Source organism: Bdellovibrio sp. HCB185ZH (assembly GCF_047302455.1).
In the GTDB taxonomy this organism is placed as follows: domain Bacteria; phylum Bdellovibrionota; class Bdellovibrionia; order Bdellovibrionales; family Bdellovibrionaceae; genus Bdellovibrio.
In genome coordinates this window covers 1,377,852-1,392,507 of record NZ_CP178624.1, presented here as the reverse complement: position 1 = coordinate 1,392,507, position 14,656 = coordinate 1,377,852, and the positions used below count along the sequence as shown (strand labels likewise).

The following is a 14,656-nucleotide window of genomic DNA, read 5'->3' as shown; positions in this document are numbered from 1 at the left end:
TCTAGTCGCCCAGAATTTGGCGAACGAGCTTCGGAACTTCAATTGAAGCGGGTCCCACAAGATGTTCTTCGAAGGCACGGGAGATTTCCGTGTCCTTCAAATTGATTTCAATCTTGCGCGCTTTCCACGCAAGTTGCACGAAGCCGGCGGCAGGATAAACATTGCCGCTGGTGCCGATGGAAATAAGAATGTCGGCGTTTTCCAAAGCAAAATAAATTTCGTCCATGTGGTGAGGCATTTCTCCAAACCACACGATGTCGGGGCGTAATGCTCCCTTGATACCGCATTGAGGGCAACTCTCATTTACCTCTAAGTCGTCCTCCCACAGGATCACCTCTTCGCAAGACAGGCAGCGGATTTGATCCAAGCGGCCATGCATGTGCAGAAGGTTTTGTGAGCCTGCTTTTCGATGCAGATTGTCGACATTTTGAGTGACCAAAAGGAACTGACCCTCCCAGGCCTTTTCCAACTCTGCCAGAGCGAAATGAGCGGCATTAGGCTGCACTTTGGGATCTTTCAGTTGAGATCGTCTCGCATTATAGAAACGTTGAACCAATGCCGGGTCCCTATGAAAAGCCTCGGGAGTGGCGACATCTTCGATTCGATGTTCTTCCCAAAGACCGTCTTGATCACGAAACGTGCGGATGCCTGACTCGGCGGAAATGCCGGCCCCAGTAAGAATCACGATGTTTTTGAAGAGATGTGTGTTCAAAATTATGCCTCGTGACAAGGTGCTCAACTCGTTGAGCTTTCAACTGATTTTCATTAGGATGTGGCGTTCTTTACAGAAAGGCAATTACAATGGCTTCTAAAATCGAAACTACACCGGAAATGGTGCAGAACGTTTACAAGAAGACAGCTGAACGTATCGCAGTTGTTGGTAAGCGTTTGAACCGTCCTTTGACTCTTGGAGAAAAAATCCTTTTCGGTCACTTGGACGACCCACAAAATCAAGAATTAGTTCGTGGCGAAAGCTTCCTACTTTTGAGACCAGACCGTGTAGCAATGCAAGATGCGACAGCTCAAATGGCTTTGTTGCAATTCATGCTTGCAGGTAAAGATGAAGCTGCAGTTCCTTCAACTGTTCACTGTGACCACTTGATCCAAGCTTACAAAGGCTCGGGCGTGGATATGACTGTTGCCAACCAAACTAACAAAGAAGTTTATGACTTCTTGGCGACAGCTTCTTCTCGTTACAACATCGGTTTCTGGAAACCAGGCGCCGGGATCATCCATCAAGTCATCCTTGAAAACTACGCTTTCCCAGGCGGCTTGATGATCGGTACAGACTCTCACACTCCGAATGCGGGTGGTTTGGGTATGTGTGCAGTGGGTGTCGGTGGTTCTGACGCTTCTGACGTTATGGTTGGTCTTCCATGGGAAGTTAAAAATCCAAAATTGATCGGTGTTCACCTTAAAGGAAAATTGGGCGGTTGGGCTTCTGCCAAAGACGTGATCTTGAAACTTTGCGGAATGCTGACCGTTAAAGGTGGTACGGATAAAGTTGTTGAGTACTTCGGTGAAGGGACTTCTTCAATCTCTTGTACTGGTAAAGCTACGATCACAAACATGGGTGCTGAACTTGGTGCGACTTGCTCTGTGTTCCCATACGATGACCGTATGGCTGCTTACCTTAAATCAACAGGCCGTCACGAGTTGGCTGCTGTAGCGGATGCTCACAAAGATCTTTTGTCTGCGGATGCTGACGTTGTTGCAAATCCAGGTAAATACTTCGACGAAGTTTACGAAATCGATTTGTCTGCTTTGGAACCACACCTAGTGGGTCCTCATACTCCAGACTTGGCTCGTCCGATCTCTGCTCTTAAAAAAGAAGTGGCTGAGAAAGGTTACACAGTTAAAATTTCTTCTGCTTTGATCGGTTCTTGCACGAACTCTTCTTACGAAGATATCGGTCGTGCTGCATTCGTAGCGAAACAAGCTATGGAAGTTGGCGTGAAAATGGAATCTCCATTCTTGGTTTCTCCAGGTTCTACACAAATCCAAAACACTATTGAGCGCGACGGCCAAATGGCGACGTTCAACGAAGTGGGCGCAACTGTTCTTGCGAATGCTTGCGGTCCTTGTATCGGTCAATGGAGACGTGACGACGTTAAAACGGGCGAGAAGAATACAATCGTCACTTCTTTCAACCGTAACTTCCGTGCACGTAACGATGCGAACCCTGAAACTTTGGCTTTCATCGCTTCTCCGGAAATCGTAATGGCTTTGGGTCTTGCAGGTCGTTTGGACTTCAACCCAGCGACTGACGAATTGGTTGGACCAAAAGGTTCTATCAAATTGCAAGCTCCAGTGGCTCCAGAGTTGCCTGCTAAAGGCTTCATCGCTGACACTGAAGGTTACCAAAAACCAGCGGGTGCGACGGCTCAAGTAGCAGTGAATCCTTCTTCAGATCGCCTGCAACTTCTTTCTCCATTCACTAAATGGGATGGTAATGACTTCGTTGACAACTTGGTTCTTGCGAAAGCAAAAGGCAAATGTACAACGGATCATATCTCTCCGGGTGGTAAATGGTTGAACTACCGTGGTCACTTGGACAACATCTCCAACAATATGTTGTTGGGTGCGGATAACGCATTCACAGGTGAAATCGGTAAAGGCAAAAACCAACTGACTGGTGAAACTGGTGTTGAGTTCGCTCAAATCGCTCGTCAATACCAAAAAGCTAACAAAGGCTGGATCATCGTTGGTGATGAGAACTACGGTGAAGGGTCTTCTCGTGAGCACGCAGCTATGTGCCCAAGACATCTTGGCGCAACAGCGGTTATCACTAAATCATTCGCACGTATCCATGAAACAAACTTGAAAAAACAAGGTGTGTTGGCTCTGACTTTCGTAAATCCAAAAGACTACGACAAGATCCAAGAAGCTGACAAAGTTTCCCTGGTAGATCTTAAAGATCTAGCTCCAGGCAAAAACGTGAAAATGATCTTGAAGCACGCTGATGGTTCAACTGAAACTATCGAAGCGAAGCACACGTACAACGCAGAACAATTGAAATGGTTCCGCGCGGGAAGTGCCTTAAACTTGATCCGCGGCCTATAAAAGGCGAAGCGATGAAAACGGCCCATCTGACTGCGTTGTGTTGGGGGCCTCCTGCCCCCAATCGTGCGGACTCCGCTTTGAAATCGCTTCCTGCGATTTCAATCGGACGGGCCCTTGCTCTCCGGCGTACTTGGAGTACGCCTGCGTGGCAGGTTCCATCCTCCGCCTTGCATCTGAACCGTTTTGATCGCTTCTTGATTCACGGTTATTTTATTTGGAACCCACAGAACGAAAGTCTGTGGGTTTTTTTGTGCTCCGATTATGCCTGGCGGGGAATTGTCTAGGTAAACTTGAAATTTTTGTTTTCTGGAATTTGCTTCTTCACTATTTTGGCTGGGGGAGTGTTCTATGAAGATCAAAAGTTTTTTAATGGCGGCTTTGCTTTTTAATTTGATGTTGGTGGGCTGTCGCTCGGTTCCTATGGCGAGTCTTGCGCAGGATGGACAGGCCAAGCAGTTTGCTATAAATCCTAAGGCGGCGCAGGTTTATATTTATCGTAATGAGTTCATGGGGAATCAGCTTAAGATTGATGTTTTCGTGAATGGTGAAATGCGTGGGCAAACCATGGGTGACACCTACATGTTAATGACGCTGCCAAAGGGTAAACACACGATCATGTCTGAAGCGGAAAACAAATCCACTCTGGATATCGAAGTTGAAAACGGTAAGAACTACTTTGTTTGGCAGGAAGTTAAGATGGGCATGTGGATTGCTCGTAACAAGCTGCAAATCGTCGATGAGGCAACTGGTAAGTCCGGCATGCGTGAGTGCAAGCTGATTCAAGATTTAAAAACTGGTAACAGCTTGGCGGCAGCGGCAAACAGCGAAGGTCTTAAGCCTTAGACCGATTCCAATTCAGATTTTTCATAGTTGCACTGAAAACAAGTTAGCACATAGTGGCCATATTGATTGGTCGCTATGTTCAGATAGGAATTGTCACAGTGAGGGCAGGGGATTTTGTCAGAGTTAAGCCAGGTGCTCGCAGGCGCTTGCAGCAACTCATACAGGCTTTGTTCTGCGGGTGAGAAACCTTTCAAAGAGATTTTCCCGATCGCGTGCATTTCAAATCCATCCATCGCCAAAGTTTTAGCGACATTGGCATCGATGACAATTTGATCTGGGGAGGCGACTCCTGCAAAGCGTGAAGATAAAGGCAAAGGGGCACCGATGGCTGTGTAGGAGCGGAAATATTTTTCATTTCCATAAAAGCCGACGTTCGCTTCTCCGGCAGAGATACCAATTCTGATCTGCAGTTTCTTTTGCCAATTGAATTGATAGAACTCTTGATCTTTTGACAGGGCTTCACGCACATCCAAAGCTGCAAGACAGGTCTTTTGAATAAACTCGCCCTTATGATCCGTGTCGTTCGCGAAAGCCATAATGCCGTCGCCCTGAAACTTATCAATCGTCAGATCATATTTTAAAAAAATGGATACCACCGTATCCATAAAGCGGCCCAGGACGATATCGACTTTACGATAATCAAGTCGAACCACTTGTTCACTTGAATCTACAATGTCGATAAAGATCGCACAGATTTTGAGCTGACGAATGCTTTTTTCCAGATCCATGCGCCCATCATAGATAGCTTGGGCAATCTTAGGACTGAATTGAGTCTTAAGAGTGTTTAAGCGAATCGCTTCCGCAGTTTTTCGCTTTACGATGTTTTCGCGATTTGCGAGTTCGGTTTTTAAAGCGATGCGGGCGTTGATTTCTCGTAAACGCAAACGCTCATGGAAAAAACGAATCAGATAGCAAATCACCACCGAGCCAAAAATAAAAAAAGTATTGATCAAAAGTCCTGACCAATCCCTCATCGAATGCGCACCGTAAATCACGATCCCGAAATAGGGCGCAAAAATAAATGCGGTCGTCAGGCAGAAAAAGCCCATGGTAAAAGGAATAAAGGATAGTCCACCCAGTGCTACCAGATTAAGGCCCGCATAATATACCGTGGTTACTTCTGGCAGCAGTCCGATCATGACGTTAATGGGAAGAGCCACCATACCGACATAGGCTGCAGCAATCCACTGTGCGGACTCCGCCGAGCGTTCATGCTCCATCATTTTTTTACCAAAGAAGCAAACGGGGATGATAGTTAAGCGAAGAGCTAAAAATTCCCACTTAAGTGCAGGGGCATAGAGCCAGTCAGCAATCCAGAAGACCAAATAGAGCGGAATCGCCATCCAATTGGAGATGACTTTTACGATCGATCTAATTTCTGCGTTCACTTCAAACTCGCGCATTTGCGAGGAAGTGATCATGGTTTCGAACACTGCTGATCCTATTTTTTAATGACTACAAATAAATTCACACCCAGTGGTTCTTTTTCCACCCATATTTTGGAGCCAAGTCCATTGAAGATTCTTAAAAGATCTTCTTCAGATCGGTAAATTAAGTGCCAATCCAGTATCAGCTCCATAAATGGAACACAAGGATTTGTTTTGCTGAAGTTCCCAATGATAATATGTCCACCCTCTTTCACTGAGTTCAACATCTGCTTAGCTGCCATGTGAGCAACATGCTCAGTGAAATAATCAAAAAGTCCTGCAGAGTAAATCATGTCGTAGTCTTGCTCTGGGCAGCCCATCGCAATCACATTCTTAATGGCCATGTTATTAAAACGATAATTGAATCCTGACTTCACTGAGCGCTCTAATGTCAGCAGGCGGCGCTGCGCGTGTTTAAGAGATTCCTCATCCTGATCAAGACAGGTGAACTCAAGCTGACGGCCGTAAAATTCTTTCTTATTTTTAAGGAAGAGTTGTTGTTCCATCGCAGGGCCACTCGCAATTGATAAAAATTTGAGGGGCTTATCACTTGGCGAAGCTTGCACCAGTTCCGAGATTTTACCAAACAGATAGGTGCCGCGGTTTTTCACTGCAGCGCCTGCAGGCTCATCGATAAAGTATTTATGCATGCATTGGTCAAAGAGGGTTTTACCGACCAATTCGTTGCGATAAAGATGATTCATCATTTCGTAATCGCCCGCATAGCCGCGGGGCTTGTAATAAGCACGGCTCGCGAAAGGAGCCCCATAAATCAAATGGCCGACTTGCTCTCGAGCAAAGTCAGTGGCCCACTTCAGCTGCTCTGGGGAAAGATCCTTAATCAACTCCGGAATTTTTGCATAGGAACTTGGAATCACTTGGCCCAAGTACTGTGAAAGCTGAGTGGCAATCGTCGCCTTATAATCCTGACATTCTTCAACACTGTCTTTCGGAGCATTGGCCTCTAAAGCGTCGACCTGAATTTTAAGTTTCTCTAACCAGTCCTTCATTTCATAGACATAGTTTTTAAATTCAGCCGGAAGTTTTGAAAGCGCGATCGCATATTCAGTTTGTTTCTCAATAACAGTCGTAGTCGTTTGCAGAGCTTGAATGCGCTCAATGTGAAGGGGCTCCTCCATCACTTCAAAAGCGACAAGCATTTGTGATGTCGTCGAAGCAGCATGCGCCTCATTGCGGACCCAACGAAGTTTGATTTTTTGAGTTTCAATGCCTTTAAATGTCAGCGTGGCTTCAGGATTGTTGTGAATACCAAAGGCTGCTCTGAACGCGGGGTATTCTGATTCACTGACAAGCACCGCGCACCCAAAGGTGCTCAGGTTCAAAACCTCACAGCGAAATCCATTGACGGTTAGGTGGCAAAGTCCCGGTTCAAAACCGGTGCGATCCTGACGAACGACGTTTTTGCGTTTATCCGCGACCACACTGAAGAATTCTTGTTTCATCGCTTGTTTGCTCATGTTGTTCCCTATGTGTTGCAGGCCTACTTTTGTTCTTATCGCCATTATTCAGAGGGTTATGAGCAGAAAACCATCTTGTAATATAATAATTGTATCCTTGTTTACCCATGAGTATTACAGGGACCGAATGATTCATACATAAGAGGGATGGGTCTTTGCGGACAACTGCCTTAAATTGTCACCTTAGACAGTCTTCACAAATGGAAACTATCTGTTTTCCAAGATTTAGGCAGGATTTCCTAAGGCGTGAGCTTTGCACTAAACCGCCGAGTTATGAAAAATACCTTTCAATTAATGCTGTTCGTTTTGTTGATGATGATGCCTTCTCGCTATGTTCTAGCGGTGGAGGAAGGTCCACGTGAAACCGTTGATACGGTTTTGGTGGAGGAGACCCTTGATCCTGCCAAGGTTGCGCAAACTACAGATAAAGAACACACCGTCATCGAGGTTAATGGCAAGACTTTCACGCTGGATGCGTATCCAGATGCGGAGGCAATGAAAGAAGCTTTGGGGTTGACGATTCCCGAGAAAGTACGCGCTGAAATTTTAGCTCGTGGTGGGAAAATCGAAGAAGTGAATCCCCTAGAAGCTTACGAAAGACTACCTGCTGACAGAAAAGAACAATTCCTGAAAACTCGTGAGCAGTTCCTGGCGAGTGCCGCAAGAATCCTAACAAAAACTAAGTTTGCTTTGGGTGCAGGGAGTGTTGTCGGTGACGGGATGTCCTTTATCAAAGTAAAAGTAAAAAAAGCCTTCGGTAAAGAAACGCCGACTCAAGATAAAGAGAAACTGACTTTCGGTGAAAAAAGTGATCGCGCTGTTTTAAACATGCTTAAAGGCATGGACTATAAACTGTGGTCCCAAGCTCCCTTGCTTATTGATTCAAATGAATTTGGACTAAGTGTTTCTGTAGGTATTGTCGCTGAAACCGGTGTTATGAAAAAAGGCGCTGGCGGAGCAGAAGAAGTGGGCTTTAGCTTAGCGATGAACAAAGCCAAGAAAGCATTCGTGTTTGAACTTTTCCATAATTCTGAAAGATTCGATAATACCAAGGCGGCCATTTCCGTTATTGGTGTAGTGGGTAAAGTCGGGATGACCATGGGGCATCGTGAAGGTGCTGAAACTCTTAAAGGCAGCTCTTTCTATCCGCCAGCAATCCCTGGATTCAGCATGAATTCTCCGGAATATTTTGCAGCAGGTCTTAGCAGCAGCATCGGTTTGCCACCTCCGCCATTGGCCGACCTTTTAACTTTCACCAATAAGTTTGAACGTCATTCCTTAATCCGTGTAACGGTGTCGCCGTTGGTTAAAGGTTTTGTGCGTCTTGAGGTGGGAGACTTAAAAGGAACGTTTAAAGCTGTCACTTTCCGCTTCGTTGATATCTTTAAGGCGATTGCTTACAAGACTCACTTGATGAGACGCCCTACTTTGTGTTCTGCTGTATTCGCAACAGCAGGATAAGGATATCACCCATGCCCGGCATCGTTAAAAACCCAGTGCTCCGAAGTGCCCTTCTGGTGCTGGGAACGGTGTCCCTTGTTCTCGGTATCATTGGCGCTTTTCTGCCCGTACTTCCCACGACGCCATTTATTTTGTTATCGGCCTGGTGCTTTCTACGAAGCTCCGAAAAGGCTCATGCCTGGCTCTATCGTCAGCCCTTATTTGGCAAAGCCTTGACCGACTGGGATCGCAACAAAGCCATTTCCAGAAAAACCAAGGTCGTTGCAATCACCATGATCCTCATTTCACTGGGAATCATCTGGTGGAGAGTACCTCAAACTTATTTAGTGACGTCACTCACTCTTTTGCTTTTGACGGTGTCTGTGTTCATCGCCACTCGCAATGAAATTTGATTAATAACCATCGTCAGTTTTCTTACATGGACAGGGTTTGACACGGAATCAAAGAATCCGTTCAATGAACTTATGAGCCTAGAGCAATTCTTCACAGACCTTATTCAAAAAGCCGAAGACTCGGAAGACATCACCAATGCCGGCAAAGACGACGAAGGGTTTTATAAACCCACGCGCACGATTTTGCTTCGTCATCTGCAGTTGCTAAAGGACCTGCATAAAAAGCCCTTGGCAAAGCCGATGCTAAAACAGTCCTGGGCCTATGTCACAGAGCACGTTCCAGCAGAGTGGTTAGTTCCCGCAAGCAAGGAAGACCAGGCAGAACTCAAAAAGATGCTTTGATCTGTTACATTCACTTCTGATTGATTTTGATTCAATTTACGCAAAGCTAGAAAATTGAATGGATGAAAAAGGTTTTTCGCCTTGTAAGTCCACACAACAGAATTCTTGAGATCATTTTCAAAATTGGAATGATTTTTTGTTTATTTACTGCGCAGGCCTTTGCACTTCCTGACAACGGCCCTCCGGCTCAAACCCATAAAAAAATTCTTTTCGTCGCTTCGAATTTACGGAATGGCGGCGTGAAGGCCGTCAGTGATTCTTTTCAACGAGCCGCCCAAGAATTAAAATGGCAAGTCCTCTTGATAGATTGTGCCGGTAAGAAAAGCTGCGTGCAGGCGGCACTTAAAAGTTCTTTATCTAAAGCCACCGATGGAATCGTGCTGGGCGGTTTTGACGGAGCCGACTTTCGCGAAATCCTAAAACGAGCACAAAAAAAAGGTATTAAAGTCGTCGGTTGGCATGCTTCTGCCAAAGCGGGTGTGACGGAAGATATGTTCGTCAATGTTTCGACAGACCCCGTGGACGTCGCTAAAGCTGCCGCCGGACAACTGCAACACTTTGGAAAAAAACCCGGTGGTGTCATCATTCTGACAGACCGTGATTATGCGATTGCGACTTTAAAAACTCTTTCGATGAAAAAGGCCATCGAGTCCATGCGTGATTTTAAATTGATTGCTGTCGAGGACGTCGCGATTTCAAATTCCGACAGGGAAATCGAACATCTCGTTAAATCCTGGAACCAACGCTTCGGGAAAACGTGGACTCACACCTTAGCGATCAACGATCTTTATTTTGACTACATGGCAGAGGCATTAAAGGGTATTAACCGCAATGACATCGTCGGGATCGGCGCAGGGGACGGCTCCATTGAAGCAATCAACCGGGTGGGCTCCACTAAAACCCCTCAATTAGTCACGGTGGCAGAACCTTTACAAACTCAAGGCTGGCAGATAGCCGACGAACTTAACCGTGCATTCGCAGGGGAGCCCCCCAGCGGCTATGCCACCGAGCCCCTCGTTATTACCAAGAAAATTACAGAAGAGCAAAAAAACGGAAACATCGAAGAGCGCATTCCCTATCAAAGCGCTTACACCACCATCTGGTATCCCGGCCGCGCCAAGCAAAAGGAACCCACGCCCTAGTTAGTTTCGTATCCCTATCTGTCAGCTTTTTAGACACTCCTGAAAAGAATGCTGAAAGCTTTCCCGAAAGGAGCGAACACTCGTTGGATAAAGTATAATTTGGCAGCCATGAATAAGCTGTTTGTTCTTTTCATTTTCGCCCTCATTTCAGTGAAAGCTTTTGCCGCAGAGGAATCCTTTGTGACGATTTCAGCCGTGGGCGATGTGATGCTGGGAACTGATTATCCCACCGACAAACTTCCCAATGATCAGGGTCGAAAGCTTTTCAAATATTCTGAAGGTTACATCAAAACCGGCGACATCCGTTTCGCAAATTTCGAAGGCACTTTGTTTGATGGAGAAAAAGGTGCAGGAGCAAAAAGCGAAGGCTCCAATCGTCACTTATTTCGCACGCCCACGGAATTTGCGCGCACATTTGCAAACGCAGGATTTAACGTTGTTAGCTTAGCCAATAATCATGCGATGGATTTTGGTTCTGAAGGACTTTATTCTACTCAGCAGACTCTTCGCTCCTATCAAATCCAGTACTCCACAAAAAAAGGGATGGAAGTCGCGCAGTTTTTGGTGCGCGGAATTCGCGTGGCTTTGATTGCGACGGATTTTTATCCTGGCTCTCGCAGTATCTCTGCTCCCGAAAAAACCTATCAAGAAATTCGCGAACTCAAAAAACGTTTCGACGTGGTGATTGTTTCCTCTCACGCGGGGAGTGAAGGATCGGATGCTATCAGAACTCCCAATATGACCGAGTATTATATGGGCGAGAATCGCGGCAACTCCGTTGCCTTTGCTCGCGGTGCAATCGATGCAGGTGCAAGTCTGATTCTGATGCATGGGCCGCACGTTCCTCGCGGCTTGGAAGTTTATAAAGGCCGCCTGGTCGTTTATAGCTTGGGAAATTTCGCGACCGAAAGAGGCATTAATGTGCTGGGTACTGCCGGGCTTGCCCCGTTATTGCTGGTTAAATTAGATCCGCAAGGTAAGTTACTGAAAGGGTCGATCACATCCTTCATCCAAAACCGCGAGCAAGGCGTGATCTACGATAAAAACCAGGGCGCTTATAAACTTATGCAAAGCCTGTCCTATCAGGATTTCCCAGGCACAGCTCCACTGTTTGACCCCAGCACAAGTATGATTCATCCACGCTAGTTGCGTCCCTGTAACCCTAGTATGAAATAACTATATTTCTGTTTTGCTCTATTTAAATTTTGGACGCGAAAGATTACTATCTGCGGCATTATGCGTTGGATTCCCCTCTTACTTTTGATTGCTGTTTTGGCTTCGTGCTCCTCTGAAAAACCAGAGACGCGCGAGCAAAAAATGAATCGTGGTTTTGAATACCTCGATCAGCAAAACTACGATCAAGCTATTGCGTACTTTCAAAAGCTTTTGAAGGAAGACAATCACCCGCAAGTGCGTATGGCCTTAGCCTCTGCTTACGCCGCTCGCGCTGGTATTCGCATTGAAAACATCTATAACTTCGTCGTCGTTCAACATCGTCCCGTGATGCGCCTTCAGATTCAGAATTTAAACTTCTCGGAACAAACCAACGAAGTGATTCATAACCTAGAAAAATTCTTAGCTCAGTGGGAGCAAGTTCCTAACGTCACGTCAACAGGTCGCAAAGACTTGGAAAAAGCCGTGGGTATATTGGCTGAGACTGACAACGCCGGTGCGAGGCTTTACAGTGCGATCCTTCGCGTGGTGGTCTTAAAGGCCAATGTGGGTGAGGGGATTATCTCCTGGAATCTGCAGACGACCCAAAACAGCGATAAAAAACTTTGCGTGCAGGATATTCGCCCTTGGTGGAGCTGGTGCGAGAAAGTTATTAACTCCCTTGAAAGCCTGGGGAGTGATTTAGAAAAAGCCTTCCCGAAAAAAGTCGACGAGCTTAAGCAATATCGCGCGCAGCTGTCTGAGGCCAAAGTGCAGATGAAAGCAGTTTCTATCCCTGTGGGGGAGCAATGCTTTTAAGAGTCACGTTCCTTCTGCTTACTTTAACTTCGACTTCGATTGCCCTGGCAGGTCCTTTGCCCGCATACTTACGCGACGGCGGCACGCGCTTTTTATTTAGAACTTTCGGTACGACTTGCTATTCGATGGATAGCATCGAGCGCGGTCTTCCGTGCAATCCGGCCTTCATCGCTAAGAACGACAAAAAGCGCTTCGACAGTGATTTGTTCTTGGGTACTAACATGGATTACCTCAGTGACGTTGACGACATGGTGAATGGTCACGCCACCCCGGAACAAGTGAACAGAATCTTCTCGCGAAGAGAAGCCTCCCAGGCAGAAGCTTCTTTGGAAGCCGCATTTCAAGCAAGAACTTGGGGTTTATCAGTTGAGCCCTATCGCTTGGTATTTTACACCGACATACATAACTCTTCTTTGCCAGCAGTGAATTTTATTGGCGCTGAAGAGAAAAGCCTTAAACTGCAATTTTCCTCTTACGTGAGCCACAATTTTTATGCGGGTATTCAGCTGCGCTATACGCATGTCAAGTTCGTCGGTAACTACATCATGCTAACGGAAGCGTTGGCGGATGATTCCGAAGAAATCTTCAGAGCTCGCACTCAGGATCTTTTTTATATCGAGCCTGGATTCGTGTATTCCTGGGATGATGAAGTTTGGAAACCACAAGTCTCTGCGATGTTTTCGCAGTGGGGATTTGCCAATGAAAAATCTGAACAGTATCCCGTAAAACCGCAAGGCATGCTAGGGGCTTCGATCAAGCCTCCCGTGGGCTTGGGTGTTTTTGAAGTGGGCACGCAAGTCGCAGTGGGTGCAGATACACAGCACTGGCAAGAAGCGGTGCGCGCGGCGATGGCTTATAAAATCGGTATTTTGCAATTGGCTTTAAGTGGTGGTCAGCGTGATCACTCTGCTGGCTTTTTGCTGGGCTATAAGAACATCACCAGTGGTCTTTCCTATTGGGGGCAAGACCGTGACAGCGGTGTTTATATTTCATTCGGGGTGACGTTGTGAGATCGCTTATCGTGATGCTCCTTATTTCCGTGACGTCTTATACTATGCAAGCGAAGGCTTACATGAGTGATGACGGTCATTATCAAGGCTTACCCGAGTGGTCAGAGTTCCGTCAGTTCATCAAAGAACAACAAGAGGAAGACGAGCGTCTGGGGTTAAGCTACATGATCTCCGGGGGTATCGCCGCAGTGGGTGGTGTGATCGGTTATGATCTTTCTAACGACCCTTTAAGTCGCAGCGTATACGCTTTGACCTCAACGGTAGGTATCGCAGCGATTGGTTTGGGTGCAAGCCACTATTGGACCGGCAACGAATACGATAGCTTCTTTTACGCTTTAGAAAATTCAAATATCTCTGTTCAGGAAAAAAACCGCATCCTGCAAAAGTATCTGGAAAAAGAGCACGATAAGCGCGAGGCCCGTCGCTGGATTCGCGTCGTCACTCACTCCCTGATTGCAGTCGCAAACTTTTATAGTGCATCCCGAGAGACGAACGGGGACGTAAAGCCCGTGTTTGTATTCTTAGGTACGGTGAATACGGTCTTAGCGATCAGCTATTCTTTTTAGCCGCTATTTTTTAAAAGCCCCGTTGATAACTTAAAGACACATTACCTCGGTCATCGGCCGAGGTCTGAGTTTTAAAACGCTTCGTGCTCATCTCGTAGCTATAGCCTAGCTCAACATCGACGATACGAATAACAAAGCCCATGCTGCCTGCAGTGACCAAGGGGCGTTTTTCAACATAGGGGCTGTTGCCATCGGAGTTGCCATCCAGAAAGATATCCCGGGCTACGAGCTTTTCATAGATACGGAAAACGGAAAAGATCGAGAAGTTGCCGTCATAGGCATTGATCGCTCTGTAACCCATATCATCAGGGATATTATAACCCCAACGAAGAATTGCTCCCACTTCCAGGTGTGTATCCACGTTCCCCAGGGAGCCACCATAAAAGTATATAAAGTCAGAGCTGTCTTCGTAACGATAAGGCATTACGGCTTGTTTGATTTTTAAGTTAAGACCCAATTCATTGTGAAGCTGATGATCCCAACCTTGTGCTTCTGCGACACCAATAAGTCGGTGATAAAAATTTTGAGTTTCTTCTGCGAGTGATGCAGGCCCAACCACGCCCACGTCGATGCCGTAAGTATTTAAAAGATTATTTTCGCGCGCTCCAAGTGTTGTTGTTAGAAACAACCAACCGGCATAAGGCTGATCCGAAGGGTCAGGAATCGCACGCTTGGTATCTTCAGGCGTATAGATAAATTGAGAGAGTGCGATAGAGGAGTAAAGTTTTTGCGAGTCAGAAAATTGATTCTCTAAACCACTCGTAAAACCAAAGAGTCCACTTTGAATAACACCGACAGAAATGTTGTTTGTGAGATGGCGATCGGTGTGCTCGGGGCCTGTGAAATAGTCATTCCCAATATCTAAAATAATCTGTCTTCCGCCACTCTCAGCGCGTGCTGAAAATATAGGCAGAAGAATGTAAATAAGAATGACCAAAGTTATTTTTGAAGTCACAAGTCC

The 14,656-nt window shown here is 46.3% G+C and carries 14 protein-coding genes; 10 read left to right on the top strand and 4 right to left on the bottom strand.

What is annotated here, in order from left to right:
- Position 1: 1 nt before the first annotated feature.
- Positions 2 to 712 (bottom strand): Sir2 family NAD+-dependent deacetylase, encoded by a 711-nt coding sequence (cobB, locus tag ACLSU7_RS06795; RefSeq protein WP_413294804.1) that lies wholly within the window; start codon positions 710 to 712, stop codon positions 2 to 4.
- A gap of 89 nt (positions 713 to 801) precedes the next feature.
- Here cobB and ACLSU7_RS06790 point away from each other — a divergent pair, with 89 nt between their 5' ends.
- On the top strand, positions 802 to 3,063 hold the full coding sequence (locus ACLSU7_RS06790; protein ID WP_413294803.1) for an aconitate hydratase: 2,262 nt from the start codon (positions 802 to 804) through the stop codon (positions 3,061 to 3,063).
- Positions 3,064 to 3,411: 348 nt separating this feature from the next.
- A complete protein-coding gene (locus ACLSU7_RS06785) occupies positions 3,412 to 3,906 on the top strand; it encodes a DUF2846 domain-containing protein (RefSeq protein WP_413294802.1) in 495 nt (164 codons plus the stop codon).
- On the opposite strand, the gene ACLSU7_RS06780 is transcribed toward ACLSU7_RS06785, so the two are convergent.
- Together ACLSU7_RS06780 and ACLSU7_RS06775 are read right to left on the bottom strand one after the other, a co-directional pair.
- Positions 3,903 to 5,339, bottom strand: a complete 1,437-nt coding sequence (locus ACLSU7_RS06780; protein ID WP_413294801.1) for an adenylate/guanylate cyclase domain-containing protein — start codon at positions 5,337 to 5,339, stop codon at positions 3,903 to 3,905. The two genes, ACLSU7_RS06785 and ACLSU7_RS06780, sit on opposite strands and share 4 nt — an antisense overlap.
- Positions 5,340 to 5,347: 8 nt before the next feature.
- Complete coding sequence (locus ACLSU7_RS06775; protein ID WP_413294800.1) at positions 5,348 to 6,856, bottom strand: class I SAM-dependent methyltransferase; 1,509 nt, start codon at positions 6,854 to 6,856, stop codon at positions 5,348 to 5,350.
- Between the two features lie 228 nt (positions 6,857 to 7,084).
- On the opposite strand from ACLSU7_RS06775, the gene ACLSU7_RS06770 reads away from it, so the two are divergent.
- From ACLSU7_RS06770 to ACLSU7_RS06735, 8 genes are all read left to right on the top strand, one after another.
- Positions 7,085 to 8,272: a hypothetical protein gene (locus ACLSU7_RS06770; RefSeq protein ID WP_413294799.1), complete on the top strand. Its 1,188-nt coding sequence runs from the start codon at positions 7,085 to 7,087 to the stop codon at positions 8,270 to 8,272.
- 11 nt (positions 8,273 to 8,283) lie between these two features.
- On the top strand, positions 8,284 to 8,664 hold the full coding sequence (locus ACLSU7_RS06765; protein ID WP_413294798.1) for a YbaN family protein: 381 nt from the start codon (positions 8,284 to 8,286) through the stop codon (positions 8,662 to 8,664).
- Positions 8,665 to 8,736: 72 nt separating this feature from the next.
- On the top strand, positions 8,737 to 9,006 hold the full coding sequence (locus ACLSU7_RS06760; protein WP_413294797.1) for a hypothetical protein: 270 nt from the start codon (positions 8,737 to 8,739) through the stop codon (positions 9,004 to 9,006).
- A 62-nt stretch (positions 9,007 to 9,068) separates the two neighbouring features.
- Positions 9,069 to 10,148 (top strand): substrate-binding domain-containing protein, encoded by a 1,080-nt coding sequence (locus ACLSU7_RS06755; RefSeq protein ID WP_413294796.1) that lies wholly within the window; start codon positions 9,069 to 9,071, stop codon positions 10,146 to 10,148.
- A gap of 108 nt (positions 10,149 to 10,256) precedes the next feature.
- The gene (locus tag ACLSU7_RS06750; RefSeq protein ID WP_413294795.1) at positions 10,257 to 11,294 is read left to right on the top strand and encodes a CapA family protein; all 1,038 of its coding nucleotides are present in this window, start codon (positions 10,257 to 10,259) and stop codon (positions 11,292 to 11,294) included.
- A 90-nt stretch (positions 11,295 to 11,384) separates the two neighbouring features.
- Positions 11,385 to 12,119, top strand: coding sequence for a hypothetical protein (locus ACLSU7_RS06745; RefSeq protein ID WP_413294794.1), 735 nt, complete (start codon positions 11,385 to 11,387; stop codon positions 12,117 to 12,119).
- Positions 12,110 to 13,129: a hypothetical protein gene (locus ACLSU7_RS06740; RefSeq protein WP_413294793.1), complete on the top strand. Its 1,020-nt coding sequence runs from the start codon at positions 12,110 to 12,112 to the stop codon at positions 13,127 to 13,129. Before ACLSU7_RS06745 ends, ACLSU7_RS06740 begins: the two co-directional genes overlap by 10 nt.
- Positions 13,126 to 13,695, top strand: coding sequence for a hypothetical protein (locus ACLSU7_RS06735; protein WP_413294792.1), 570 nt, complete (start codon positions 13,126 to 13,128; stop codon positions 13,693 to 13,695). Before ACLSU7_RS06740 ends, ACLSU7_RS06735 begins: the two co-directional genes overlap by 4 nt.
- Before the next feature lie 10 nt (positions 13,696 to 13,705).
- On the opposite strand, the gene ACLSU7_RS06730 is transcribed toward ACLSU7_RS06735, so the two are convergent.
- Positions 13,706 to 14,650 (bottom strand): lipid A deacylase LpxR family protein, encoded by a 945-nt coding sequence (locus ACLSU7_RS06730; protein ID WP_413294791.1) that lies wholly within the window; start codon positions 14,648 to 14,650, stop codon positions 13,706 to 13,708.
- Positions 14,651 to 14,656: the final 6 nt, after the last annotated feature.